Source organism: Vulcanithermus mediatlanticus (assembly GCF_055385885.1).
In genome coordinates this window covers 837,218-858,659 of record NZ_AP042385.1, presented here as the reverse complement: position 1 = coordinate 858,659, position 21,442 = coordinate 837,218, and the positions used below count along the sequence as shown (strand labels likewise).

24 protein-coding genes and 1 tRNA gene are annotated in these 21,442 nt (G+C 66.6%); 4 read left to right on the top strand and 21 right to left on the bottom strand.

All coding sequences use genetic code 11. The features are described 5' to 3' along the window. Positions 1 to 24: 24 nt before the first annotated feature. Positions 25 to 101: transfer RNA gene (locus ACZ5BT_RS05345), tRNA-Arg, on the bottom strand. Between the two features lie 87 nt (positions 102 to 188). On the opposite strand from ACZ5BT_RS05345, the gene ACZ5BT_RS05340 reads away from it, so the two are divergent. Then, positions 189 to 899 (top strand): SDR family NAD(P)-dependent oxidoreductase, encoded by a 711-nt coding sequence (locus tag ACZ5BT_RS05340; protein WP_464885577.1) that lies wholly within the window; start codon positions 189 to 191, stop codon positions 897 to 899. Further along, positions 896 to 1,357 (top strand): transcriptional regulator NrdR, encoded by a 462-nt coding sequence (nrdR, locus tag ACZ5BT_RS05335; protein ID WP_464885576.1) that lies wholly within the window; start codon positions 896 to 898, stop codon positions 1,355 to 1,357. The genes ACZ5BT_RS05340 and nrdR overlap by 4 nt, the downstream gene beginning before the upstream one ends. On the opposite strand, the gene ACZ5BT_RS05330 is transcribed toward nrdR, so the two are convergent. Genes ACZ5BT_RS05330 through ACZ5BT_RS05315 form a run of 4 tightly spaced genes read right to left on the bottom strand, consistent with a single transcriptional unit; the run spans position 1,347 to position 5,118 of the window. Then, on the bottom strand, positions 1,347 to 2,174 hold the full coding sequence (locus tag ACZ5BT_RS05330) for a carbohydrate ABC transporter permease (protein ID WP_464885575.1): 828 nt from the start codon (positions 2,172 to 2,174) through the stop codon (positions 1,347 to 1,349). The genes nrdR and ACZ5BT_RS05330 overlap by 11 nt on opposite strands. Continuing rightward, positions 2,171 to 3,073, bottom strand: coding sequence for a carbohydrate ABC transporter permease (locus tag ACZ5BT_RS05325; RefSeq protein ID WP_464885574.1), 903 nt, complete (start codon positions 3,071 to 3,073; stop codon positions 2,171 to 2,173). Before ACZ5BT_RS05325 ends, ACZ5BT_RS05330 begins: the two co-directional genes overlap by 4 nt. A gap of 7 nt (positions 3,074 to 3,080) precedes the next feature. After that, positions 3,081 to 4,409, bottom strand: coding sequence for an ABC transporter substrate-binding protein (locus tag ACZ5BT_RS05320; RefSeq protein WP_464885573.1), 1,329 nt, complete (start codon positions 4,407 to 4,409; stop codon positions 3,081 to 3,083). Beyond that, positions 4,393 to 5,118, bottom strand: coding sequence for a FadR/GntR family transcriptional regulator (locus ACZ5BT_RS05315; protein ID WP_464885572.1), 726 nt, complete (start codon positions 5,116 to 5,118; stop codon positions 4,393 to 4,395). Before ACZ5BT_RS05315 ends, ACZ5BT_RS05320 begins: the two co-directional genes overlap by 17 nt. A 146-nt stretch (positions 5,119 to 5,264) precedes the next feature. Here ACZ5BT_RS05315 and ACZ5BT_RS05310 point away from each other — a divergent pair, with 146 nt between their 5' ends. Then, a complete protein-coding gene (locus tag ACZ5BT_RS05310; RefSeq protein WP_464885571.1) occupies positions 5,265 to 6,278 on the top strand; it encodes a four-carbon acid sugar kinase family protein in 1,014 nt (337 codons plus the stop codon). Next, positions 6,275 to 7,252: a 4-hydroxythreonine-4-phosphate dehydrogenase PdxA gene (gene pdxA, locus ACZ5BT_RS05305; protein WP_464885570.1), complete on the top strand. Its 978-nt coding sequence runs from the start codon at positions 6,275 to 6,277 to the stop codon at positions 7,250 to 7,252. Before ACZ5BT_RS05310 ends, pdxA begins: the two co-directional genes overlap by 4 nt. Here pdxA and ACZ5BT_RS05300 read toward each other — a convergent pair. The 16 genes from ACZ5BT_RS05300 to ACZ5BT_RS05225 form a co-directional block, all read right to left on the bottom strand. Continuing rightward, a complete protein-coding gene (locus ACZ5BT_RS05300; RefSeq protein ID WP_464885569.1) occupies positions 7,249 to 8,499 on the bottom strand; it encodes a mandelate racemase/muconate lactonizing enzyme family protein in 1,251 nt (416 codons plus the stop codon). The genes pdxA and ACZ5BT_RS05300 overlap by 4 nt on opposite strands. Positions 8,500 to 8,519: 20 nt before the next feature. Continuing rightward, a complete protein-coding gene (locus ACZ5BT_RS05295; protein WP_464885568.1) occupies positions 8,520 to 9,368 on the bottom strand; it encodes a dihydrodipicolinate synthase family protein in 849 nt (282 codons plus the stop codon). Positions 9,369 to 9,378: 10 nt separating this feature from the next. Then, positions 9,379 to 10,116 carry an SDR family NAD(P)-dependent oxidoreductase gene (locus ACZ5BT_RS05290; protein WP_464885567.1) on the bottom strand — a complete coding sequence of 246 codons (738 nt, stop codon included), beginning with the start codon at positions 10,114 to 10,116 and terminating at the stop codon, positions 9,379 to 9,381. 10 nt (positions 10,117 to 10,126) lie between these two features. After that, entirely contained in the window at positions 10,127 to 11,065 is a 939-nt protein-coding gene (locus ACZ5BT_RS05285; protein ID WP_464885566.1) for a sugar kinase, read from the bottom strand. Then, entirely contained in the window at positions 11,058 to 11,825 is a 768-nt protein-coding gene (locus ACZ5BT_RS05280) for an IclR family transcriptional regulator (RefSeq protein WP_464885565.1), read from the bottom strand. The genes ACZ5BT_RS05285 and ACZ5BT_RS05280 overlap by 8 nt, the downstream gene beginning before the upstream one ends. A 2-nt stretch (positions 11,826 to 11,827) precedes the next feature. Beyond that, a complete protein-coding gene (locus tag ACZ5BT_RS05275; protein WP_464885564.1) occupies positions 11,828 to 12,673 on the bottom strand; it encodes a fumarylacetoacetate hydrolase family protein in 846 nt (281 codons plus the stop codon). A 3-nt stretch (positions 12,674 to 12,676) separates the two neighbouring features. Continuing rightward, positions 12,677 to 13,636, bottom strand: a complete 960-nt coding sequence (locus ACZ5BT_RS05270) for a zinc-dependent alcohol dehydrogenase (RefSeq protein ID WP_464885563.1) — start codon at positions 13,634 to 13,636, stop codon at positions 12,677 to 12,679. Continuing rightward, complete coding sequence (locus tag ACZ5BT_RS05265; protein WP_464885562.1) at positions 13,617 to 14,558, bottom strand: NAD-dependent epimerase/dehydratase family protein; 942 nt, start codon at positions 14,556 to 14,558, stop codon at positions 13,617 to 13,619. The genes ACZ5BT_RS05270 and ACZ5BT_RS05265 overlap by 20 nt, the downstream gene beginning before the upstream one ends. Next, entirely contained in the window at positions 14,530 to 15,489 is a 960-nt protein-coding gene (locus tag ACZ5BT_RS05260) for a C-terminal binding protein (RefSeq protein ID WP_464885561.1), read from the bottom strand. The genes ACZ5BT_RS05265 and ACZ5BT_RS05260 overlap by 29 nt, the downstream gene beginning before the upstream one ends. After that, positions 15,486 to 16,964, bottom strand: a complete 1,479-nt coding sequence (locus ACZ5BT_RS05255; protein WP_464885560.1) for a tripartite tricarboxylate transporter permease — start codon at positions 16,962 to 16,964, stop codon at positions 15,486 to 15,488. The genes ACZ5BT_RS05260 and ACZ5BT_RS05255 overlap by 4 nt, the downstream gene beginning before the upstream one ends. Next, positions 16,961 to 17,398, bottom strand: coding sequence for a tripartite tricarboxylate transporter TctB family protein (locus tag ACZ5BT_RS05250; protein WP_464885559.1), 438 nt, complete (start codon positions 17,396 to 17,398; stop codon positions 16,961 to 16,963). The genes ACZ5BT_RS05255 and ACZ5BT_RS05250 overlap by 4 nt, the downstream gene beginning before the upstream one ends. 27 nt (positions 17,399 to 17,425) lie before the next feature. After that, positions 17,426 to 18,382, bottom strand: coding sequence for a tripartite tricarboxylate transporter substrate binding protein (locus tag ACZ5BT_RS05245; protein ID WP_464885558.1), 957 nt, complete (start codon positions 18,380 to 18,382; stop codon positions 17,426 to 17,428). 267 nt (positions 18,383 to 18,649) lie between these two features. Further along, a complete protein-coding gene (locus ACZ5BT_RS05240; protein ID WP_464885557.1) occupies positions 18,650 to 19,366 on the bottom strand; it encodes an ATP-binding cassette domain-containing protein in 717 nt (238 codons plus the stop codon). Then, a complete protein-coding gene (locus ACZ5BT_RS05235) occupies positions 19,363 to 19,992 on the bottom strand; it encodes an ABC transporter permease (protein WP_464885556.1) in 630 nt (209 codons plus the stop codon). The genes ACZ5BT_RS05240 and ACZ5BT_RS05235 overlap by 4 nt, the downstream gene beginning before the upstream one ends. Then, complete coding sequence (locus ACZ5BT_RS05230) at positions 19,989 to 20,831, bottom strand: ABC transporter substrate-binding protein (protein WP_464885555.1); 843 nt, start codon at positions 20,829 to 20,831, stop codon at positions 19,989 to 19,991. Before ACZ5BT_RS05230 ends, ACZ5BT_RS05235 begins: the two co-directional genes overlap by 4 nt. 105 nt (positions 20,832 to 20,936) lie before the next feature. Further along, entirely contained in the window at positions 20,937 to 21,308 is a 372-nt protein-coding gene (locus ACZ5BT_RS05225; protein ID WP_464885554.1) for a S1 RNA-binding domain-containing protein, read from the bottom strand. Positions 21,309 to 21,442 lie beyond the last annotated feature (134 nt).

The following is a 21,442-nucleotide window of genomic DNA, read 5'->3' as shown; positions in this document are numbered from 1 at the left end:
GCCCCTTTGGGGGCGGGTCAAAACTGGCGGGCCCGAGAGGACTCGAACCCCTGACCTGCTGATCCGTAGTCAGCCGCTCTATCCAACTGAGCTACGGGCCCGCGAACGCCGGCCCTGCCGGCACCTCATTAATTTAGCCAAAGCGGGCACTTTTGTAAAGAAGGGTCGCGTGTCAGAATGCAGGGGAGATGGATTCCGACCTCCTGGGTCTTTCGAAGAAAGTGGTCATGGTCACCGGAGCGGGCCGCGGCTACGGGCGGAGCATCGCCCGGGCCTATGGCCAGGCCGGGGCCACGGTGATCGCGGTGGATCCCGACGTCGAGCTGGCCACCGGCGTGGCCAGCGAAGTGGAGGCGCTCGGGGCGAGCGCCATCCCGATTCGGGGCGACCTCTCGGTGTCTCTGGACGCGGTGACGACCTTTGAAAAGGTCGAAGAGCTCTTCGGCATGCTCGATGGAATCGTGCACGTGACCTCGGCTGAGAGCCAGACGCCCTTTACCGAGCTTTTGGAGGCCGAGTGGTACGAGCTGTTGAATGCCGATGTAAAATCGAGCCTTCTCGTGCTCCAGCACGGCCTCAAGTACCTCGCCGGTGGCGGGTTCGTGGTCCTGGTGCTGCCGCCGGGAGGCAGGGTTGAGCCCCATGTCTCGGCGGTCCGCGGCGCGGTGGTGGGGCTGATCCGGGGCGCGAGCGCGGTGTTCCCGGATGAGGTGCGGGTCAACGGTGTGGTCCCCAGCCGCGATCCGGTGGGCGAGGAGTACGACCGCCCCCTGGTGCGGGCGGTGCTGGGGCTCGGCTCGATGGTGTCCGATGGTGTGCACGGGGAGGTCCTCGAGGTCCGCCTCCCCGAACCCCCCACGCCGCCCGAGCTCTACGATCTCCTGGCTGAGTTGCCGTGAAGTGCCCCTACTGCGGCACCACCGACACCCGGGTCGTGGATACGCGGCCGGTCGACGAGGGCCTTGCCATCCGCCGCCGGCGCGAGTGCGCCGCCTGCGGGCGTCGGTTCACAACCTACGAGCGACCGCAACTCGAGCCCCTGATGGTGATCAAGCGTTCCGGCCATCGGGAGGCCTTTAACCCCGACAAACTGTTGCGAGGCCTGCGCCTGGCCTGCGAGAAGCGTCCGGTCGACCCCGCGGTGTTGAAGAAGTTCGCTTACGCCTTTGAGGACCAGGTCGAAGGGCCGGAGATCACCTCGGAGGAGATCGGCCGCCGGGCCATGGCCTTTTTAAAGGCCCTCGACCCGGTGGCCTACATCCGTTTCGCCAGCGTCTACCGGGAGTTCGATTCGGTCGAGCGCTTTATCGAGGAGATCCGTTCCCTGGAAGAAGACGACGAGCGCTTTACTCCTTGAGCGCCCCGGCGAGGCCGGAGACGTAGTATTCGACGAAGAAGAAGTAGATGGCGACCACGGGCAGGGTGCCGAGCAGCGCCCCGGCCATAAGCGGCCCCCACTGGTAGAGGTCGCCGCGGATGAGCTCGGTGGTGAGCCCCACCGGCACGGTTTTGTTCTCGGGGGAGGACATGAACACCAGGGCGTAGAGGTATTCGTTCCAGGAAAGGGTAAAGGCGAAGATGGTGGCCGAGATGATCCCCGGGACGCTGAGGGGCAGGATGATCTGCGTCATGACCTGGAGTCGGCTCGCGCCGTCGATGCGGGCGGCCTCCTCGAGTTCGACCGGGATGTTCTTGAGGTAGCCGATGAGCAACCAGGTGCAAAAGGGGATGAGGAAGGTGGTGTAGACCAGCACCAGCGACCACAGGCGGTCGAACATGCGGAGTTTGAGCAGGATATCGGCCAGGGGAATGAAGAGGATGGCCGGGGGCACCAGGTAGGCGAGGTAGATCCCGAGGCTGAGCCCTTCGGAGCCGCGAAAGCGCAGCCGGGCGATGGCGAAGGCGGCGAGGTAGCTGGCCACCACGCTGACCAGGGTGGCCCCGGCGGCGACCGCCATGGTGTTCCAGAACCAGCGGGGGTATGAGGTCTCGCGCAGCAGGTAGATGATGTGCGAGAACGTCGGGTGGCGGACCCAGAAGGGGTTGGCGGTGGTGCTCACCAGTTCGTTGTTGGGTTTGATCGAGGTGAGCACCATCCAGTAGAAGGGGAAGAGCAGGAAGGCCAGGAAAAGGATCACCGGAATGTAGAGCGTGAACCAGCGCGATCGCCTCATAGCTGTCTCCGCAGGGCCCGCAAGGCGGCCCAGGAAAGAAGCAGCAACAGTGGCAGCGTGAAGGCGGCGATGGCTGCGCCTTCACCAAGGGCGCCTCCGGGAATGGCCCGCTGGTAAGCGAGGGTCACGAAGAGGTGGGTGGCGTTCGCGGGGCCGCCCCGGGTGATCACCCACACCAGCTGGAAGTCGGTAAAGGTCCAGATGGTCGAGAAGGTGGTGAGGATGGTGGTCAACGGCAAAAGGAGCGGCCAGGTCACGTGCCAGAACGTCTGCCAGGGGTTCGCCCCGTCCACCCTTGCCGCCTCCAGGAGTTCCTTGGGAATGGCCTGAAGGCCGGCCAAAAAGCCGATGGCGAAAAAGGGGATGCCCCGCCAGATATTGGCCACGATCAGCGAGGCGCGCGCGAGCCACTCGTCGCCCAGGAAGTTGATGCCCTGATCGATGAGGCCGAGCCGCTCGAGGCTCCAGTTAATGAAGCTGAACTGGGGGTCGAGGATCCACCACCAGGCGATGGCCGAGAGCACGGTGGGAACGATCCAGGGGAGCAGCATGAGCGAACGGGCCAGTCGATAGCCGGGAAAGCGCTGGTTGAGCAAAAGCGCGAGCGTAAGCCCGAGCGTGAGTTTGAAAACAACGGTGACGCCGGTGTAGAGCACCGTGTTGAAGGCGGTGATTCGAAACACGGGGTCGGAAAAGAGGAGACGGTAGTTCTCCAGGCCGATCCAGCGGCCTGGCCAGCCGATCTTGGCGTTGGTAAACCCGAGCCACACCCCGAGAAAGAGCGGGTAGGCGAGGAAGATGGCGAGCAGGACGAGCGCCGGGCTGGTGAGAATCGGCCCCAGCCAGCGGCTGCGGTCCAGCCGCTCGGAAAACCCTCGAAAGAGCGACCCGGCCCGCATGATCCCGTTAGCTGTAGATCCGGCGCAGCCGGTCTTCGGCCCGTTTTGCCGCTGCCTTGGGGCTCATGCCCCGGACGCAGGCGTCGGCGAACATGTCGAGGACGACGAACTCCGAAAGTGCCGCCGCGGCCTTGGGGCCCGGAGGGCCGGCGTAGCCGTTGTAGAGCATGCGGGCGATGCCGTCGCGGTAGGGGGTCACCTTGGGGTCCCGTGTCCATACCGGGAGGTCGCGGTAGGCCTTGAGGGCGGGGGTGACGTACCCGTTCATGGCTTCGACCCAGGGCGCGGCCTGGTCCTTTTCCAGCATGAAGCGCAGGTATTCCTTGGCCGCGTTGGGGTAGCGGGTGTACTTGAAGATGAAGGCCTCGGTGAAGAGGTGGAACTCGGTGGGCCGGCCGACCGGGCCGACGGGGAAGTTGGCGTGGTTAAGGTCTTTCGCGATCTCGGGGAAGTCGCGCTTGGCGGCGTAGTAGATGCTGATGCCGTTGCCGGTGAGCGAGATGGCGCCGGAGAGGAAAGCCCGGTTGTTGTTGGAGTCGAGCCAAGAGGCCACGCCCGAGACCATCGTCTGGTAGAGCGCCTTGGCGTACTCAAGCGCGTTCCAGGTCTCTTCTCGGTTGATGGCGATGGTCTTCCCGTCGGCCTCGACCTGCTTGCCACCAAAAGACCAGAGTAGCCAGTGCACCCAAACGTTGCCGTCGCCGACCGCGTGGCCGAGGGCGAACCCTGTAGGATGGCCGTTTTTCTTGAGGGCCTGAGAGAGCTTCAAAAGGCCGTCGAGGTCGGTGGGGAAGGTGTCGAAGCCGGCTTCCTGGGCCCAGCTCTGGCGGTAGACCAGCGCCGCCACCGGCGCACCCACCGGAATGGCGATCCAGTGACCGACCACGTCGCTGTAGCCGTAGATGCGGGCCACGTCGTACCAGCCGCCGTATTTGTTGCCCAGGTATTCGGCCAGGTCGGAGACGTCGAGGAGCCTTTGGGGGTAGAGGTGGGGGTCGTCGTACCACCCCATTACGATGTCGGGGCCGGCGCCCAGGTTCGCGGCCAGCGCCGCTTTGGGGCGCACGTCTTCCCAAGTGATGTACTCGATGTCGACGGGTACGCCGGTGAGTTTGGTGAAGCGCCGGGTGTTTGCGTTCCAGTATTCTTCGTCCGACTTCACGAACCCAGACCAGCGGAGCAGCCTGAGCCTGGCCCCTTTCTCAATGGGAAAGCGCGGCTCGTACTGACCCGAACCGGCTTCTGCCCTGGCGCCGAAGAGGCGGCTCGCCGCCGAGGCGCCGGCCAAGGACGCGCCGAGCTTGATGAACGTCCGCCGATTAACCTTCTTTTTCATGCCCACTCGCCTCCCTTTGGTCCAGACCCATGGTCAGCCGGAGGCCGTACTCGAGGTGCAGACGCACGGCCCTGGCCGCCTCTTTTGGGTCTTGGTCCCGAATCGCGGCGAAGATGGCGCGGTGCTCCTGGCTGGACGAGGCCGGTCTTCCCGGACGGGAAAGCGCGAGGCGCCGGGCCCGCAGGCTGAGCGCGCCGAGCTCTTCCCCGAGCTGGGTGAGCACCGCGTTGTGGGCGGCCCGCAGTAGGTGGAGGTGGAAGAGGGTGTCCTCCTCGACGCCGGGCTCGCCGCGTGCCAGTGCCGCCTCCATCGCCAGCACCGCCTTTTCCATGGCCGCCAGATCCGCCTCGGTGCGGCGGAGCGCCGCGACCTCGGCGGCCATGACTTCAATGGCCATTCGAGCTTCCCAAACGTCGCGGAGGGAGGGGGCGTCGTCCATCCGGCTCAGCCTGCTGGCGATGAGCGCAACCGGGAGGTCCTTGACGAACACGCCCCGGCCCTGCCGGATTTCGAGCACCCCGAGCGCGGCCAGGCTCACCAGGGCTTCGCGCAAGGTCGAGCGGCCAACGCCGAGACGCTCTGAAAGGACGCGCTCGGGGGGAAGGCGGGTGCCGGGGGTGTAGCGGTGGGAGAGGATGAGCTCGCCGATCTTGCGAGCGACCGCTTCATAGAGCTGCTCGCTGACGACAGGGGTTTCGAGTTTGGCCATTGCCTTTGACTCCCTGAGGTGATACCTTAACTTAACAATTGGTCTGATAAGCTGTCAATAGGATCATAGGGGGAATCGGTGCGGATTTCGTTCGAGGGAAGCCTGAACCGGGGCCGGGCGCCGAGGGTCCGGGCGAGCGGGGCGCTATGGTCGTCGTCTTCGCCGATGATCTGACCGGAGCCGCGGCCACCGCGGCGCTCTTTCGCCAGCGTGGGCGCGTGGTTCGCTTGCTCCAGGCGCCGCAGGCCTTCGGTGCCCCCGACGCCCTGGTGATCAACGCCCGCACCCGGGACCTTAAGGCCGCGTTCGCCAAGGCCGAGCTCCGGCGGTGGGCGGAGTGGGCGATGGCGGCGGCGCCGCCCGAGAGCCACTGGTCGAAGCGGGTGGACACCACGCTCGCCGGGCACATCCGGGCCGAGCTCGAGGTCCTGCTCGAGGTCCTCAAGCCCCAGGGCGGGGTGATGGCCCCCGCCCACCCCGAGGCCGGTCGCACCACGCGCGGGGGAACGCAGGCCATGGACGGCGAGGTGCTGGGCTCGCTTTTTGAGATCCTCGAGGGCCTGCCCGGGGTCGGGTCGGTGCAGGTGGGGGGTGCGTTCGACTTCGAGGCCGGGCGCTGGTGGATTCCCGATGTCGAAACCCCGGGCGACATGGCCCGGGTGGCCGAGGCCGTGCGGCCCTACCGGTCGCGGCTCCTGGTCGTCGATAGCGGCCCGCTCACCGTCGCCCTCGCCAAAGGCGAGGCGGAGCCGGTGCTGGTGGTTCAGGGCAGCAACCAGGCCAGGGTGCGGACGCAGGTGGCCCGATTGCGTTGGGCATACCGGGACGGCGTAGAGGTGCTCTACCGGCCGGTGAACGGGCCGGGGGATCCGGCCCTCGACCAACTGATCGAAGACGCGCTGGCCCGGCTCTCCCAGCGCCGCTACGGCGGGGTGGTCGTGGGTGGGGGCCTGACCGCCGAGGCGCTCTACGAGGCCCTCGAGGCCCGGGCGCTGGAGCCGCTGGGCTCGCCGGCGCCGCTCGCCGCCCTTTCCCGGCTCCGCGGCGGTCGGTGGGACGGGATGCTCTTTGCCACCAAAGGGGGGGCGGTGGGGGAGCCCGACGCCCTGGTGCGGCTGGTCGACCTCATTCGCCTTTTCAGACAGGGAGGAGGGTTGTGAGGAAACCAAGACTCGCGGTCACGCTCGGAGACCCGGCGGGGATCGGGCCGGAGATCGTGCTCAAAGCCTTTTTGACGCCGAAGGTCCATGGCTGGGCGGACCTCTTGGTCGTGGGGAGCCTTAAGGTGCTCAAGGCCCAGGCCGAACACTTTGGCCTTGCGGTGCGATGGGTGGGTCCGGAGGCGTCCTCGGCCCCGGGGGTGGTCCCCGTCCACGACCTCGAGGCCCCCAAAAAGGGGGACTGGGCGTTCGGCGAGGTAAGCGCCGCTTGCGGCAGGGCGAGCCTGCACTACCTGGAAGCGGCGGTGGCGCTCGCCAAAACCGGGGCGGTGCAGGGCATCGTCACCGCGCCCATCCACAAGGAAGCCTGGAAAGCGGCCGGCGTGCCCTACCCTGGCCACACCGAGGCCCTGGCCGCGCTCTTTGAGGCCAGGGTCGAGACCATGTTCGTGGTCGATCGCTTGCGGATCTTCTTCCTTTCGCGCCACGTCTCGCTGCGGCGGGCGATCGAGCTGGTGACCGAAGCGCGGACGCTCGAGCTTTTGCGCCACGCCAAGCGGGCACTCGAGGACTTCGGCGTCGAATCTCCGCGCATCGCCGTGGCCGCCCTCAACCCCCACGGCGGCGAGGGCGGATTGTTCGGCGATGAGGAGATGAGGGCCCTTGTTCCCGCGATCGAGCGGGCGCGGGCCGAGGGGATCGTTGCCCTGGGGCCCGTCCCCGCCGACTCGGTGTTTTACCAGGCGCTCTCGGGGCGCTACGACGCCGTGATCTCGCTCTATCACGACCAGGGACACATCGCGGCCAAGACCTACGACTTTTACCGCACGGTGAGCGTGACCACCGGGTTGCCGGTGGTCCGCACCTCGGTCGATCACGGCACGGCGTTCGACATCGCCGGGCAAGGCATCGCAAACCCCACCAGCCTGATCGAGGCCATCCGGGTGGCAGCGGCCTTTGCCAGGGGGGCTTAGGCGGCGTCGAAGAAGGGCTCTTCGCGTTTCCGGTAGTCGTAGGCCACGGCTTCGTCGAGGCTCACGCCGAGGCCGGGTTTGGGCTCGAGGACCACCTCGCCGTTTTGGATCACCGGGCCATCCCGCCCCGTCACCACGGCCTCGAAGAAGGGGACCTCGAGCCCGTGGTGCTCGAGGACGAGGAAGTTGGGGATGGTCGCGGCTAGGTGCGCCGCGGCCAGCGTGCCCAGGGGGCTTGCGATGTTATGCGGGGCGACGAGGGCCGAGGCGGTCTCGGCGAGCTCGGCGATGGTGCGCCCCCCGAGCAGCCCCACTTTCTGGACGTCGGGGGCGACGATGCCGAGCCCCATCATGAGCAGGCGGGCGAACTGCTGCGGGTGGTAGTGATTTTCGCCGGTGGCGATCGGGACCGGGCTCTTTTGCAAAAGCAGCCCCAGGGCTTCGTCCGCCTGCGGGGGCACGGGGTCCTCGAGCCAGGCCGGGCGGTAGGGGGCCAGGGCCCGCGCCAGCGCCAGGGCGCTTTCGACGGTGTAGTTCCAGTGGCAGTCGAAGGCGAGCATCACCTCGTCCCCCACCGCCTCCCGGACCGAGGCTACGATCGTTGCCAGCCGTTCGATCTCGGCCGGCTCCAGGGTCCCGTTGTAGGGGTCGCTCGGGTAGGGAGTGGGGATGTCGAGGTCGAACTTCAAGGCGGTGTAGCCCTGGGCGATGACCGCCTTGGCCCGCTCGGCGTAGGCTTTGGGGTCGACGCGCTCGGCGTCTTCGGCCAGCCCGCCGTGGTGTTTGGGGTCGACCTCGAGGGAAACCTCGCTCTCCCCGCTTTCGCTCTGCCACCAGGGCACGCGCGGGGTTTGGATGGCGCTCAGCGAGTGCAGCCCGGATTCGCCGTGGCAGTCGGCGTAGAGCCGGATGTTCGTGCGGTAGGCGCCGCCCCAAAGCGCGTAAAGGGGCACCTTGAGGGTCTTGCCAAGGAGGTCCCAAAGCGCGGTTTCGATCCCGGCGAGGGCGTGCCCGAGCGCGCCGCCCTGGGGGCTGGCTTGAAAGCCCGCGGTCTTTAAAATCCGAAGAATTCGGCGAATGTCGAAGGGGTCGTTCCCGATGACCAGGGGCTTGAGCTCGCGGATCAGCGCGGTGAGCCCCGGCGCGAAAAAGCACTCGCCGTAACCGACACCTTCGTCGGCGATGATCTTGATGAAGGTCCAGTCGTAGTTGGCCTCGACCACCGCCGTTTGCAGGTCCTTGATCATGGCCTTCTCCCTCCTGGTGGTCACCGCACCCCGGCCAGGGCCAGGATGGGTCCCGGGTCAAAGTCGGCCGGGGCGGGCACCAGCGGCGGGCGCACGGTCCCCAGGGGAACGCCGTGGCGCGCCTGGGCCAGTTTCTTGAGGAGCGCCGGTGCGGCGTAGGCCTTGGTCTGGGCCCGGACCCGCTGGAGCAGTTCCGAGAGGGCGGGGCCGCGGATTTCGTCCCCCAGAGTGGCGAGGCGGTAGATCTCCAGGATCCTTTCGGGGATGAAGTTGGCGAGGGCCGAGATCATCCCCTGGGCCCCGATTCGGAGCCGACGCCATAAATCGTCCTCGGTCCCGACGAGCACCCCCTTGCCCCCGGCGAGGACCGCTTCGGCGTACCCCGGCTCGCCCCCGGAGTCCTTCACCCCCCAAACTTCAAGCTCCAGGACCAGCGCAGCGGGAACGGGAACGGCGTACTTGGGGATGTGGTAGACAATCACCGGGTGGCGGCTGGCCTCGACCACGGGCTCGAAAAAACGACGCAGGCCTTCGGGGTCCGCCGGCTTGAAGTAGTAGGGGGGCAGCACCATCACCGCGGCGGCGGGAAGGTCGTTGGCGAAGCCGATGAGCTCGAGGGTCTCCGGCAGATTTCCCTGGGCCACGGTGGGGATGATCTGGATGGGGAGGCCTTTTTGGAAGAGGGCATCGAGGACCCGGACCTTCTCCCGAAGGGCCACCGAGGGCCCCTCACCGTTGGTCCCGAATGGAACCACCCCCGACACCCCCTGTTCGGCGAGCCAGGCGACGTGATCGAGGTAGGCGGCGGCGTCGATCTTCCCGTCGGCCTGGAACGGGGTCACGTTCGCGACATACACCCCTTGCAACATGCGGCACCTCCTAGTAGATCAAAAATCCGCCGTCGACCACCAGGGCCTGTCCGGTGATGTAGCTGGCTTCCTCGGAGCAGAGCAGGGCCCCTGCCTCGGCCATCTCCTCGGGCTCGGCCCAGCGCCCCACCGGGATCCGGGCGACGATTTCCCGCGAGAGCTCGGGGTCGCTCTGGACCGGAACCGTGAGCTCGGTTTTGGTGAAGCCCGGAGCCAGGGCGTTGACCCGGATGCCGCCGGCGGCCCACTCCTTGGCCAGGCCCCGGACCAGGCCCAAAAGCGCCGCCTTGGCCGCGTTGTAGGCGGTGAGCGGCAGTTTGAAGCCCCCGTGGAACGACTGGATCGAGGCCACGAACAGCATGCGCCCCCAGCCCCGTTCCAGCATCGCCGGGGCTGCCGCCTTGGCCAGCAAGAAGGCGGCTTCGACGTTGACCCGCTGGATCAGGCGCCACTCTTCGAGGCTCATCTCCAGGGCGGGCTTGCGGGTGTTGACCCCGGCCGAGTGGACCAGGATGTCGAGCCGCCCGTAGCGTTCGAGGGTTTTTTCCACCGCGGCTTCCGGGGCCTCCCTGGCCAGGTCCAGGGGGATCGCCAGGGCCTCGAGGCCCTCAGAGCGCATCTCCTCGACCGCGACCTCGGGCTTGCGCGAGAGGATGGCGAGCCGAACACCCCGTGCTGCCAGGCGTTCGGCGATCGCCCGTCCGATGCCCCGGCTGCCTCCGGTCACCAGTGCCACCCTGCCTTCCATACCCATACGCTCACCTCCCGAGCGATTGCTTGCCCTCGAGGAAGGCCCACAGCTCTTCCCGAGAGGGCAAACCCTCGTAGTCGCCGAGGCTCATGACGCTGTAGGCGCCGAGCGCGTTGGCCACCTGCAGTTGCTGTCTTGGGGAGAGCCCCCAAAGTGCCCCGGCGAGATACCCGGCGACAAAGGCGTCCCCAGCCCCGATGGGGTCGGCTTCCTCGACCGGAAAGGCCGCGTGCTCGAAGACATCGCCGTTGATCCAGGCCAGCGAACCTCTCGCGCCCCGTTTGAGCAGCACCTCCTTGGGGCCCCTTTCCGCGAGCTGCTCAAGGAGCGCGAGGTCCGAGCGACCCCAAAGGGCCTCGGCCTCCTCGTCGCTCAAAAACAAGAGGTCGATCTTCGGCAAAAGGCCTTCGATGAAGGCCCGCGCCTCGGCGGTGTCCCAGAGCTTTGTCCGGTAGTTGACGTCGAAGCTCACTCGAACGCCCCGGGTGCGCGCCGCCTCCAGGCTCCAGGCCACGAACTCGCGGCAGGACGGCGACAGCGCGGGCGTGACGCCGGAGGTGTGGAAAAAGGCCGCGCCCTCGAGGTAACCGGCGTCGAACGCACCCGGGCCCATCCTCGAGGCGGCCGAGTTTTGCCGGTAGTAGTACACCCGCACCCGCCCCAGCACCCGTTCCCGGAGGTAGAGCCCGGTGGGCGCCCGGATCCGCCGGACCTGGCTGACGTCGACGCCTTCGGCCCGGATTCGCGAGAGCACCACCTCGCCCGGTTCGTCGTCGCCGAGCCAGCTGATCCACCCGGTCTGGATGCCGAGCCGGGCCAGGGCGATGGCCACGTTGGACTCGGCGCCGCCAACTTTCAGCGCGAGCAGCGAGGCGTGCCTCAGCCGACCGGGTTCGGTGGGTACGGCGAGGACCATCGTTTCCCCGGCGGTGACGACTTCAGGCACCTTCCCACCCCAATTCCTCGGAGACGCGGCGGGCGGCTTCCCTGACCAGGGGGATCAGGGCTTCGATCCGGTCTTCGTCCAGGTAGATGGTGGCGCTGGAGATGCTGATGGCGGCCACCCTTTCCCCGCTGGCGTCGTGGACCGGGGCGGCGATGCAGCGGATGCCGGGCTCGTTTTCCTCGAGGTCCAGCGCGTAGCCCTGCCGGGCGACCCGGCGGATCTCCTCGAGGAAGCTCGCGAGGTCGGCGGTGGTGTTGGGCGTGCGCTTTAAGCCGGGGACGAAGTGGCGCGCCCACTCGTCCTCGGGGAGCCCGGCCACGAGCACCTTGCCCAGCGCGGTCGATTGCACCGGGAGCCGGGCGCCGATGTAGGAGGCCATCTGGAGTTCCCGGTTCCCCGGCACCTTGTCGATGTAGACCACCTGGGTTCCGTCCAAAACCGCGAGGTGAACGGTCTCATCGGTCTGCTCGGCCAGCCACTGCAGGTGTTTGCGGGCCAGCGACGGCAGGTGCAGCTGGCCGTGGGCTTTAAAGCCCAGGGCGATGAGCTTGGGGCCCAGGGCATAGCCTTCCCGCGGCGCGTGTCGCAGGTATCCGGTCTGCACCAGGGTCGAGAGCAGGCGGTGGGCGGTGCTGCGGCTGAGCCCGGTTTTTCGGGCCAGGCTTTCCAGGTCGCGGGTGCCCGAGGCCACGGCCTCCAGCAGCGAAAGCCCCCGCAAGAGCGTCTGGGCGCCTCCGGTCGCTTCCTTGGACTTCATCATGCTCAGTGTGCCACCCCTTTCCGCCCTCCGGCGAAGTCGGCCACGACATTGACGAGCCGGAGCGCGCCCACCCGGATCGCCACCCGGTCCCCCGGCAACAGGGTGAACTCGTCCGGGGGAACGATGCCGGTGCCGGTCATGAGGAAGACCCCTTTGGAGAACGCAAGCGAGTGCCCTAAATAGGCGACGAGCTCTTCAAACCTCCGGCGCATGTTCTGGGTGCTGGTGGATCCAGAGAACACCACCTGACCCTGGCGCTCGATGTCGAGCTCGATGGCGAGGTCGCGGAGCCTTTCCGCCTCGACCAGGCGAATGCCCGGCCCCAGGGCGCAGGCGCCGTCGTAAATCTTGGCCTGGGGAAGGTAGAGGGGGTTTTCGCCCTCGATGTCGCGGGAGGAAACGTCGTTCCCCGCGGTGTACCCCACCACTTCCAGCCGCCGGTTGATGACCAGGACCAGCTCAGGCTCGGGGACGTTCCAGCGGCTGTCCTGGCGGATGCGAATGGGCGACGTGTGGCCCACAACGCGCCAGCCGACGGCTTTGAGGAAGAGCTCGGGACGCTCGGCCTCGTAGACGCGCGCGTACACGTCGCCCACCTCGGACTCGGCCCGGCGCGCTTCGCGGCTTTGGACGTAGGTCACCCCGCTGGCCCAGACCTCGTGGCCGGGCTCGAGGGGGGGCAAGAGGTCGCCGCGCGCCGGTTCATCCGTCGCGGCGGACTGGATGGCCTTGAGCATCGAGGCCCGGGGCAGGCTGAGCAGTGCGCCGAGCGTGAGCCCCTCGGGCAGCCACCGCCCGTCGACCGCCCACCGCGGTCCTCCAGGCGTCAGATGTCTCGTGAGTTCCATCGCTCACACCTCCAGCAGGATCTTGAGATGGGTGGCCTGGCCTTCGGCCAGGGCCGCAAACGCCTCGGCCCCGGCGGCGAGGGGCAGCCGGGTGAAAAAGCCTTCTGGAATCTCGCCGGCAAGGCTGGTCGCCCGGCGGAAGTCGGCGTCGGTGTAGGTGTAGCTCCCCTGAATTCGCCGTTCTTGCAGGATGAGGGGGTAGAAATTCAGCGCGCTTTCGTCGTCGTGCAGGCCGAGGACGATCGCGGTGCCGCCCGGGGCGGTGTGCATCAGGGCGTCCCGGCGGATTTTGCTGAGACCCACGGTGTCCACCGTGACCTCGGCCTCGCCCTCGGGGGCCGGGATTCCGGTGAGGCCGAGATCTTCCAGCAGCCGCCGTCGGGCTTCGTTGATCTCGACCACCCGCACCCGGGCCCCGGCCCGGCTCGCGATCCAGGCGGCGAGGTATCCGATGGCACCGCCGCCGAACACCATCACCCGGCGCCCGAAGAGGGGCCCGGCGAGCTCGAGGGCGTGCAGGGCCACGGCCAAAGGTTCCGCCAGCGCGCCGCGCCAGGCCGGGACGCCTGGGGGCAGGGGGTAGAGCTGGGTTGCTGGCACCGCGACCCGTTCGGCCATGGCCCCCGGGCGGTCGAGGCCGATCAGGGTGCGCTCGGGGCAGAGATGCGGCTGGCCTGCCCGGCAACGGGGGCAGGTGTGGCAGGCGATCATGGGATTGACCGCCACCGCCTTTCCGACCCAGGCCCCGGGACCCCTCTCCACGATCCCGCCGAACTCGTGCCCCAGCAGTAAGGGCGGCACCCGCCGGTTGCGCATGCCCGGTGCGCCGACATAGCCCTCGAGGTCCGAGCCGCAGATGCCGCAGGCCGCGACGCGGACGATGACCTCGCCCGGACCCGGCGTCGGCTCGGGGATTTCCTCGAGGCGCATTGTTCGCCGTTCCCTAAACATGAGCGCCCGCACGCCACACCTCCAAGGTCTCCTTAAACCCCGTTTCCAGGTCTTTGTAGGTGAATGGCCCGTAGTCCCGCTGGAAGGCCGCGTCGCTGATGTCGGCGGCGATGGGGAGGGGGCTTTCGCCGTGGGTGATCAGCCCGTGCGTTTCGGTGACGCGTTCGATGAGGGCCACGATTTCCGGCACCGCCACCACGGCGCCCCGAAGGTTGTAGATCCGGGCCCCTTGGGGGGGATTGAGCGCGGCGGCGATGAAGGCCCGGGCCACGTCCGAGGCGTGCTGGAGCGCGACCTTCCCCCCGAAGCGGATGTGGAAGGGCTCGCCCCGGGCCGCGCTCAGAAGGGCCAGGGTGATGTCGGCGGTCATGCCCACGTCGCGCCCGGGGCCGTAGACCACGTAAGGCCGGAACCCCGCGCTCCTCACCCCGTAGTCCTGGGCGTAAATTCGGGCCATCTCCTCGCCTGTGCGCTTGAACACGCCGTAGAGGTTTTGGGGGGTGAGGCCCTCGAGCTCCCCCAGGGTGCGGCCCTGATCGGGCCCAAAGACCGCGGCGCTCGAGGCGTAGACCAGGGGAAAGCCCTCTGAGCGGGCCAGCTCGAGGAAGTTCAGCGTCCCGATCACGTTGACCCGGGCGCAGGCCTGGGGCCTGGCCTTGCACGCGGGCACCTGGAGGGCGGCGAGGTGGATCACGGCGTCCGGCCGCACCCGCCCCACCAGCTCGCCGAGGGCCCCGGCGTCGCTGACGTCGACCCGGTGAACGGGGAATTTACCCGCGAGGCCCAAGAGCTCGAGGCGGTGGTCGTCCCCTGAGAGGTCGAGGCCGACCACCTGGTGCCCGCCCGAAAGCAGATGCCAGGCCACCCAACTTCCAATACATCCTGCGATTCCGCTGATGAGTACCTTAGCCACGGTTTCCCTCCACAACGACATACCTGGGGCGCCCTTTTTGGGCCCAGGCCACGATGTTCATGGCCGCCTTTCGCCTGAGGTCCGCTTCCGCTTCCTCGGAAAAGAACGCGGCGTGGGGGCTGAGGAGAACCCGGGGGTGGCGGAGGATGGGGTGGCCCTTTGGCGGCGGTTCCTGGGGGAGGACGTCGAGCGCCGCCCCGGCCAGGGGGCCTTCCTCGAGGGCCCAAAGCAGCGCCTCCAGATCCACCAGGGCACCGCGCGCCGTGTTGACGAGATAGCTCCCCGTGGGCATGGCCGCCAGCCGGGTACGGTTCGCGAGGTGGCGGGTTTCCCGCGTGAGCGGCAGGTGCAGCGAGACCACCTGGCTTTTGCGAAAGAGCTCGTCCAGATCCGCCCGCTCGACGCCCTTTGGCCAGTCGGCCTGGGGGAGGTAGGGGTCGTGCCCGAGGACCCGGCCAAACCAGGCCCGGGCCCGCCCGGCCACCGTGTGTCCGATGCGCCCCAGGCCCACCACGCCGAAGGTCATCGTGCTCGGGCGCTTTAAGGGACCGCCGGCAAGGTAGTGCCAGCGCCCTTCCCGAACCGCGCGGTCGTAAAAGGGCAGGTGCCGTACCAGGGCGAGCGCCATGGCGAAGGCGTGCGCCGCCACCTCCTCGCTGCCGTAATCCGGCACGTTCGCCACCCAGACCCCGAACGCGCGGGCGGCCTCGAGGTCCACGGTGTCCACGCCGACGCCATAGCGGCTCACGATTTTGAGCTCCGGGAGCGCCGCGAAGACCTCGCGCGTGATCGGAGCGTACTGAACGAGTAGGGCGGCGGCGCCCTGGCCCTTGGCGATGACTTCCGCCGGCGTCCGGCACTGGGCGGAGGTTACCTCGAAGCCGGCGGCCTCGAGGAGCTGGCGTTCGATCGCCAGGTCGGGATACTCGGCGTCGGTGATCAAGACCTTCACGTCCGATCCTTCCCGCCCAAGGTGACGGTGAGAAAACGTTGCATCCGGAGGCCCCACCAAAGCACGACCAGGGTGAGAATCATCAAGAAAAGGGCCAGCGGCCGGTCGAAAAAGGCCATGAGGTCCCAGCGGGATTTGATGGCACTGACCATGAAGTTTTGCTCGATTATTGGACCGAGGACCAGGCCTAAAACGAGTTGGGCCAGTGGAAAACCGTTTTTCTTTAGGAAAAACCCCAAAAAGCCCATCGCCACCATCACCCAGACGTCGAAGAGGTTGTTGTTGATCGCATAGGCGCCAACCACGGAGAGCGCCGCGATAGGCCCCATGAGCAGCCGCGAAGGAATTCGGCTGACGACGGTCGCGAGCCCGGCCATAAAAAACCCGACCAGCGGAAGCAAGATGACGCTGGCCACGGCGAATGCCAGGTATATTTGCCATACGAGCTGGATTTGTTGTTGGAAGAGAAGCGGTCCTGGCGTGATGCCCTTGATCAAAAATATGCCGAGGACGATGGCAGTGATGGTATCCCCGGGGATACCCAGGGAAAGCGCCGGTATCCACGCGCCGGCGATTCCGGAATTGTTGCTCGCGCTTCCGGTCAAGACCACGCGGTCTGGATTTGTATTTCGGGACCGGAGCTTCTCGAGACTGCTTGAGACCCAGGCGGCGATGTCGGCCCCGGCACCGGGCAGGAATCCTATGAATGTGCCCAAGAGCGCCGAACGCAAAACCTGCCAGCGCTCCTTCCAAATGAAGCGCAGCGGGGCGTTGAAGTATTGCCGGCGGAGCGTTTGTTTTTGTACGACGGGCTTGGCTTTGAGATTGCTTCCGCGGTGGATGAAGTCCAGTACTTCTGCAAAGCCAAACAGTCCGATCATCGCCACGATGTAGTTGACGCCCCCTAAAAGATTGGGGTTTCCAAAGTAAAAGCGCGGGAACCCCAAGGTGGGATCGATGCCAACGGTGGCGAGGAGTACGCCAAAGAGCAACGAAAGGAGGCTTTTCAAAGGGGGCGCGCCGGATGCCAAGACACCGGCGGTGAGCCCGAGCACCGCGATCCAAAAAAACTCGAACGATGAAAAACGCGTGGCCAAGGCTGCGAGCCCGCTCGCTCCGACGACCAACACAGCTGTCCCAACGGCACCGCCGAAGGCTGAGCTCCAGGCGGAAATGCCCAGGGCGTACGCCGGCCCCTTTTTCTGGGCGAGCTCTACGATTTCGTCGACATAGGCTGCGCTGGCCGGTGTGCCCGGCATGCGAGCGACGACCGAAGCTACGTCCCCGGCGAAGATGGCAACCGCCGCGATGGCGATCATGGCGGGGAGCGCAACCGCAGGGTCGAGAAAGAAGGCGACGGGTACGAAGAGTGCTACGGCTAAGGTGGCAGTCAGTCCAGGGATTGACCCGAAGAAAGCGCCGTAGACGGCACCGAGCAAAAACGCCACCAGCGATTCGAAGCCAAACCCGTTCAAAGGGGGACCCCCAACAGGCGGAAGAAAAGCAAATACAGGGCTAAACCGCCGACGATCGCAATAATCCCAGAGGTAAGAAAAGGGGCGCCCGACAGAAGCCCGAAAATCAACATGGTGAGGACTGCGACCGGAATCGGACCGAATGCCCCCCAGGTCAGGGGCACCAGGGCCGCGAACGCGACGGCAGCCAGGACGCGCAGCCAGCGCCTGAATTCCTCAGCGGAGAGCGAGCCCGGTTTCAAGGCCGCACTTTGGCCGGATTTCCAGCTTGAAAACACGAGCCCGCCCCCGCCGAGGAGAAGTCCGAGTGCTACGATTCTCGGAAACAAAGCGGGACCGGGATAGCCACCATCGAGGTTTGGGAAAAACCCCGAGTACCACCACACCCATGCACCGAGTACGACGAAGAGCGCTCCCAACAGGTACGTACCCACGCCCGGTCCCCCTCCCAGAGTCGCCCGCTACTTGGCGAGACCGACCGCCTTAAGCAGCTCGCCCATATTTTGGTCTTCCTGCTGTAGGAAGCGCTCGAACTCGGCTTTTGGCAGGTAGCGTATCCCGAACCCGCCGGGCTTGAGCAGCGAGATGAAGTCGGGATCCTTGACCGCCTTGGCGATCGCGTCCTCGAGGCGGCTGACCGCTTCCTCGGGCATTCCCTTTGGACCGACGATTCCCCGCCAGGCGCCCATGGTCCAATCGACGCCCGACTCCTTGAGGGTGGGGACGTCTGGGAATTCCGGGTTGCGTTCGTTGGCCATCACGGCCAGCGTCCGCACCTGACCCGCTTTGAGCAGGTTGCTCGCTTCGGAAAGGCTGGAGAAGACAACATCCACGCCACCGGCCAGGAGTTCTTGCAGCGCCGGGGCGGCACCCTGGCTGGGCACCCAAGGAACGGCCGATTCGGGCAATCCGAGAGTTTTCAAGAAACCCGCGCGGGCGAGGTCCCAGATCCCGCCTCTGGCGGTGCCTGAAGCCTTATATTTTCCGGGGTTCTTCCGTACGTCTTCAATGAATTCCTGTACCGTTTGCCAGGGGGCATCCTTGCGCACGGTAATGGCCGCGGCATCGTAGTTCACAAGGGCGATGGGCGTGTACTGTTCGTACGTGAGGGGGGTGACCCCCATCCAGTGCATCATGGTGATTTCGACGGTGGCCATTCCGATGGTGTAGCCGTCGGGGCGCCCTTGGGCAATGGCCAGGTGGCCTACGACGCCCCCACCGCCGACGCGGTTGACGACCTGTACCGGCTGGCCGAGCTCTTTTTTGAGTACGGAGGCCAAGGCGCGAGCAACGAGGTCGGTGCCACCCCCGGCGGCCCAGGGAACGATGAGGGTGATTGACCTCGACGGATACTGCTGGCCCCATGCTAGGAAAGAAATCCCCAAGAGCAAGATGAGTACTTGCCAGAACCTTTTCATGCCACACCTCCTCTGAGTGACCGGGTGACGAGTGCGCGGGATCGGTAGTCCTATATATTGAGATAAACTCCCAATGTTTGGTCTACCCAAGACTATTCCCGGCTGAAAACCTAAGACTGTATTGCTGGACACGTTGTCATTCGGCTCGGGGGCTTGATGTTCTCGGGTGCCCAAAGTCACCCCCATCGAGAGAGGGGGTTCGGCGATTACCCAAGAGAGCGGTGTGATTTGCGCGCCGGCCGGTGGGCGACCATCCAGGGAATGGCGCTACCACACCATCTCGCCGCTCAGGAAGGCCCGGGTGCGGGGGTCTTTGGGGCGGTCGAAGAAAGAGGGGGCCGGGCCTTCTTCGACCACCCTGCCCTCGAGGAGAAAGAGCGCCCGGTCGGCGAGGCGCCGGGCCTGAAAGAGATTGTGGGTCACCAGGACGATGGCGAGCCCCTCATCACGGGCTTCCTGGATCAGCAGCTCGATCCGGTTCACGTTGGCCGGGTCGAGGTTGGCCGTGGGTTCGTCGAGGAGCAAGGCTTCGGGGCTCGTGGCCAGCGCGCGGGCGAAGGCCAGCCGGACCCGCTCGCCCCCGGAGAGGGTTTTTGCCGGCTGGTCGGCGAGGGCATCGAGGCCCACCCGATCCAGCCAACGCCTGGCCACCGCGCGGGCGGCCGCTCGACGCACACCTTTGAGCGAGAGCCCGAGGATCGCGTTTTCGAGCACGGAACGCTCGAGGACATACGGGGTCTGGTCGAGGTAGACGGCGAAGGCCTGACGTTCGATCTGCCCCTCGTCCGGTTTGATCAGGCCGGCGAGCAGGCCGAGCAGCGTGCTCTTTCCCGCCCCCGAGGGGCCAATGACGGCGAGCACCTCCCCCCGGCGGACCTCGAGGCTGACCTTTTTGAGGGCGAAGCCGGGGTAGGTTTTCCCGAGGTCAATGGCCCTCAGCGCGACCTCGGGATGGGCTTTTCGATCGGGCGCCTGCTCGGTCAACGCTTCTCTCCGAACGCTACCAGGACGCCGCTGACCACCAGGGTGACCCCGAGAAGGATGATCCCCAGGGTGGCGGCGAGCTCCAGATCCCCCTTGCGGGTTTCGAGGACGACCGCGGTGGTGAGCACGCGCGTCGCGTGGCGGATGTCGCCGCCGACGATGGTCACCGCGCCCACCTCGCTGATCACGGCTCCGAAACCCGCGGCCAGCGCGGCCACGATCACCTTGCGGCTTTCTGTAAGCAGCACCAGCAGCGCCTGGGCCTCGCTGCCGCCAAGACTCCGCACCAGCTTGCGGACCTCCTCAAATCTGGAGGCCACCCCGGCCATGGTGAACCCCGCGATCAGGGGGAAGGCCAGCACCGATTCGGCGATGATGACCGCCGGCAGTGTATAGAGCAACCCCAGCGCGCCGAGGGGGCCGGACCGGGAAAAGAGGAAGTAAAAGAAAAGCCCCACCACCACCGGCGGCAGCCCCATGCCGGCGTAGAGGAAGGTCGCGGCCAGGTGCGATCGCCCCCGGGTGCCGAGCCAGAGACCCAGGGGCAAACCGAACGCCGCCGCGAGCAACGTGGCGGCGCCGCTGACCCAGAGGCTGCGCAGGGTGATCTCCAGGGTCTCGTTCACTTCACGGGGATGATACAGCGTCCGGCGAGGGGCTCAAACAGGCTACGGCCGAAACGGTCCTTCATGTAGGCCCCGATCCTGGCCTGAACGTCTTTACGCAGCAGGTAGGAGCGAAGCGCCTTGGCCCCTTCGGCGTTGACCCAGGGGAATTTTTCCGGGTTCACCGCCATGAAGCTGTACTGGTTGAGCAAGAGCGGGTCGTCACGGTCGAAAAGCGCCTTCAAGCTCGTCTTCGAGCCCACGAAGAGGAAGGTGCCGAGGTCGGTGAGCGTGTAGGCACCCTTCTCGCTGGCCAGGGTAAGGGTGGCCCCCATGCCCGAGCCCGACTCGAGGTACCAGGGCTTTTGATCGGGAACCAGGCCCGCCTTTTTCCAAAGCGCGCGTTCCTTGTGGTAGGTGCCGGAGTTGTCGCCCCGGGAAACGAAGAGCGCCCCTTTGTTGAAGATCCGGCGAAAGGCGTCGACGGCGTCGGCGGCGTTTTGGACGTCGGCAGGGTCAGACTCGGGTCCCACGACCAGGAAGTTGTTCTTGGCGATGCAGGTATGGTCGACGCCCTTGCCCTCGGCGAGGAAGCGGGCCTCGAGGTCCGGGGCGTGCACCAGCACCGCGTCGGCGTCGCCGCGCCCGGCGATGGCCAGGGCCTGGCCGGTGCCCACGGCGATAACCTCGACTTTAAGGCCGCTTTCCTTTTCGAACCGGGGAAGGATGAAGTCGAGCAGGCCCGAGTCGTTGACGCTGGTGGTGGTGGCGAGCCGGAGGAGATGGGATTTGGCCCCTGCCGGAACCTGCAAGCCGATGAGAAAGAGCGCGACGAGCACTGCCACGAGCGGTTTGCGCATCGTTCACCTCCGTGTTGCACAAATATGCTACACGACCCCGGCGGCCCGGGCAAAGCAGGGAAAACCCGCCCCGAAAGGGGCGGGCGGCGTTTTGGTGTCGTCAGCTCAGCGCTTTTTGCGGCCCTTGCCCTTTTTCTTGGCCTCCATGGGCGCGCTGGCGCCGCGCATGAAGCTTTTGAGCTTGTTTTCGAAATCGGGGGCTTGGCGGGGGAGCCGGCGCGGTTTGGGCGGGGCGACGGGTTTCGGGGTCAGCTCCTTGATCGAGAGATCGAGCCTGCCCTTGGCGTCGCGGCCGAGGACCATGACCTCGACTTCCTGCCCTTCCTGGAGGAAGTCCTCGACGTGCTTGACGAACTCATGGGCAATCTGGGAGATGTGCACCAGTCCCGACTCGCCGTTTTCCAGCTGTACGAAGGCGCCGAAGTCCATGATGCGGGTGACCCGGCCTTTGACGATTTCGCCTGCTTCCACAGCCATGCCTAAATGTCCTCCGTTTGGGCGCGGTGCCCGGTGGTGTGTGCCTTGCGGTTTTCGTTCACGGCCCGACCACTATAGCACACCTTCCGGGTTCGAGGGGCGATCGCCGGCCGCTGCATCTCGTTTTTTGCGCC

Bases quoted from the DNA above. Each gene is read 5' to 3' on its own strand.
- ACZ5BT_RS05340 (WP_464885577.1), top strand. From the start codon at position 189: ATGGATTCCGACCTCCTGGGTCTTTCGAAGAAAGTGGTCATGGTCACC.
- ACZ5BT_RS05330 (WP_464885575.1), bottom strand. From the start codon at position 2,174: ATGAGGCGATCGCGCTGGTTCACGCTCTACATTCCGGTGATCCTTTTC.
- ACZ5BT_RS05325 (WP_464885574.1), bottom strand. From the start codon at position 3,073: ATGCGGGCCGGGTCGCTCTTTCGAGGGTTTTCCGAGCGGCTGGACCGC.
- ACZ5BT_RS05320 (WP_464885573.1), bottom strand. From the start codon at position 4,409: ATGAAAAAGAAGGTTAATCGGCGGACGTTCATCAAGCTCGGCGCGTCC.
- ACZ5BT_RS05315 (WP_464885572.1), bottom strand. From the start codon at position 5,118: ATGGCCAAACTCGAAACCCCTGTCGTCAGCGAGCAGCTCTATGAAGCG.
- ACZ5BT_RS05310 (WP_464885571.1), top strand. From the start codon at position 5,265: ATGGTCGTCGTCTTCGCCGATGATCTGACCGGAGCCGCGGCCACCGCG.
- ACZ5BT_RS05300 (WP_464885569.1), bottom strand. From the start codon at position 8,499: ATGATCAAGGACCTGCAAACGGCGGTGGTCGAGGCCAACTACGACTGG.
- ACZ5BT_RS05295 (WP_464885568.1), bottom strand. From the start codon at position 9,368: ATGTTGCAAGGGGTGTATGTCGCGAACGTGACCCCGTTCCAGGCCGAC.
- ACZ5BT_RS05290 (WP_464885567.1), bottom strand. From the start codon at position 10,116: ATGGAAGGCAGGGTGGCACTGGTGACCGGAGGCAGCCGGGGCATCGGA.
- ACZ5BT_RS05280 (WP_464885565.1), bottom strand. From the start codon at position 11,825: ATGATGAAGTCCAAGGAAGCGACCGGAGGCGCCCAGACGCTCTTGCGG.
- ACZ5BT_RS05275 (WP_464885564.1), bottom strand. From the start codon at position 12,673: ATGGAACTCACGAGACATCTGACGCCTGGAGGACCGCGGTGGGCGGTC.
- ACZ5BT_RS05265 (WP_464885562.1), bottom strand. From the start codon at position 14,558: ATGTCGTTGTGGAGGGAAACCGTGGCTAAGGTACTCATCAGCGGAATC.
- ACZ5BT_RS05245 (WP_464885558.1), bottom strand. From the start codon at position 18,382: ATGAAAAGGTTCTGGCAAGTACTCATCTTGCTCTTGGGGATTTCTTTC.
- ACZ5BT_RS05230 (WP_464885555.1), bottom strand. From the start codon at position 20,831: ATGCGCAAACCGCTCGTGGCAGTGCTCGTCGCGCTCTTTCTCATCGGC.
- ACZ5BT_RS05225 (WP_464885554.1), bottom strand. From the start codon at position 21,308: ATGGCTGTGGAAGCAGGCGAAATCGTCAAAGGCCGGGTCACCCGCATC.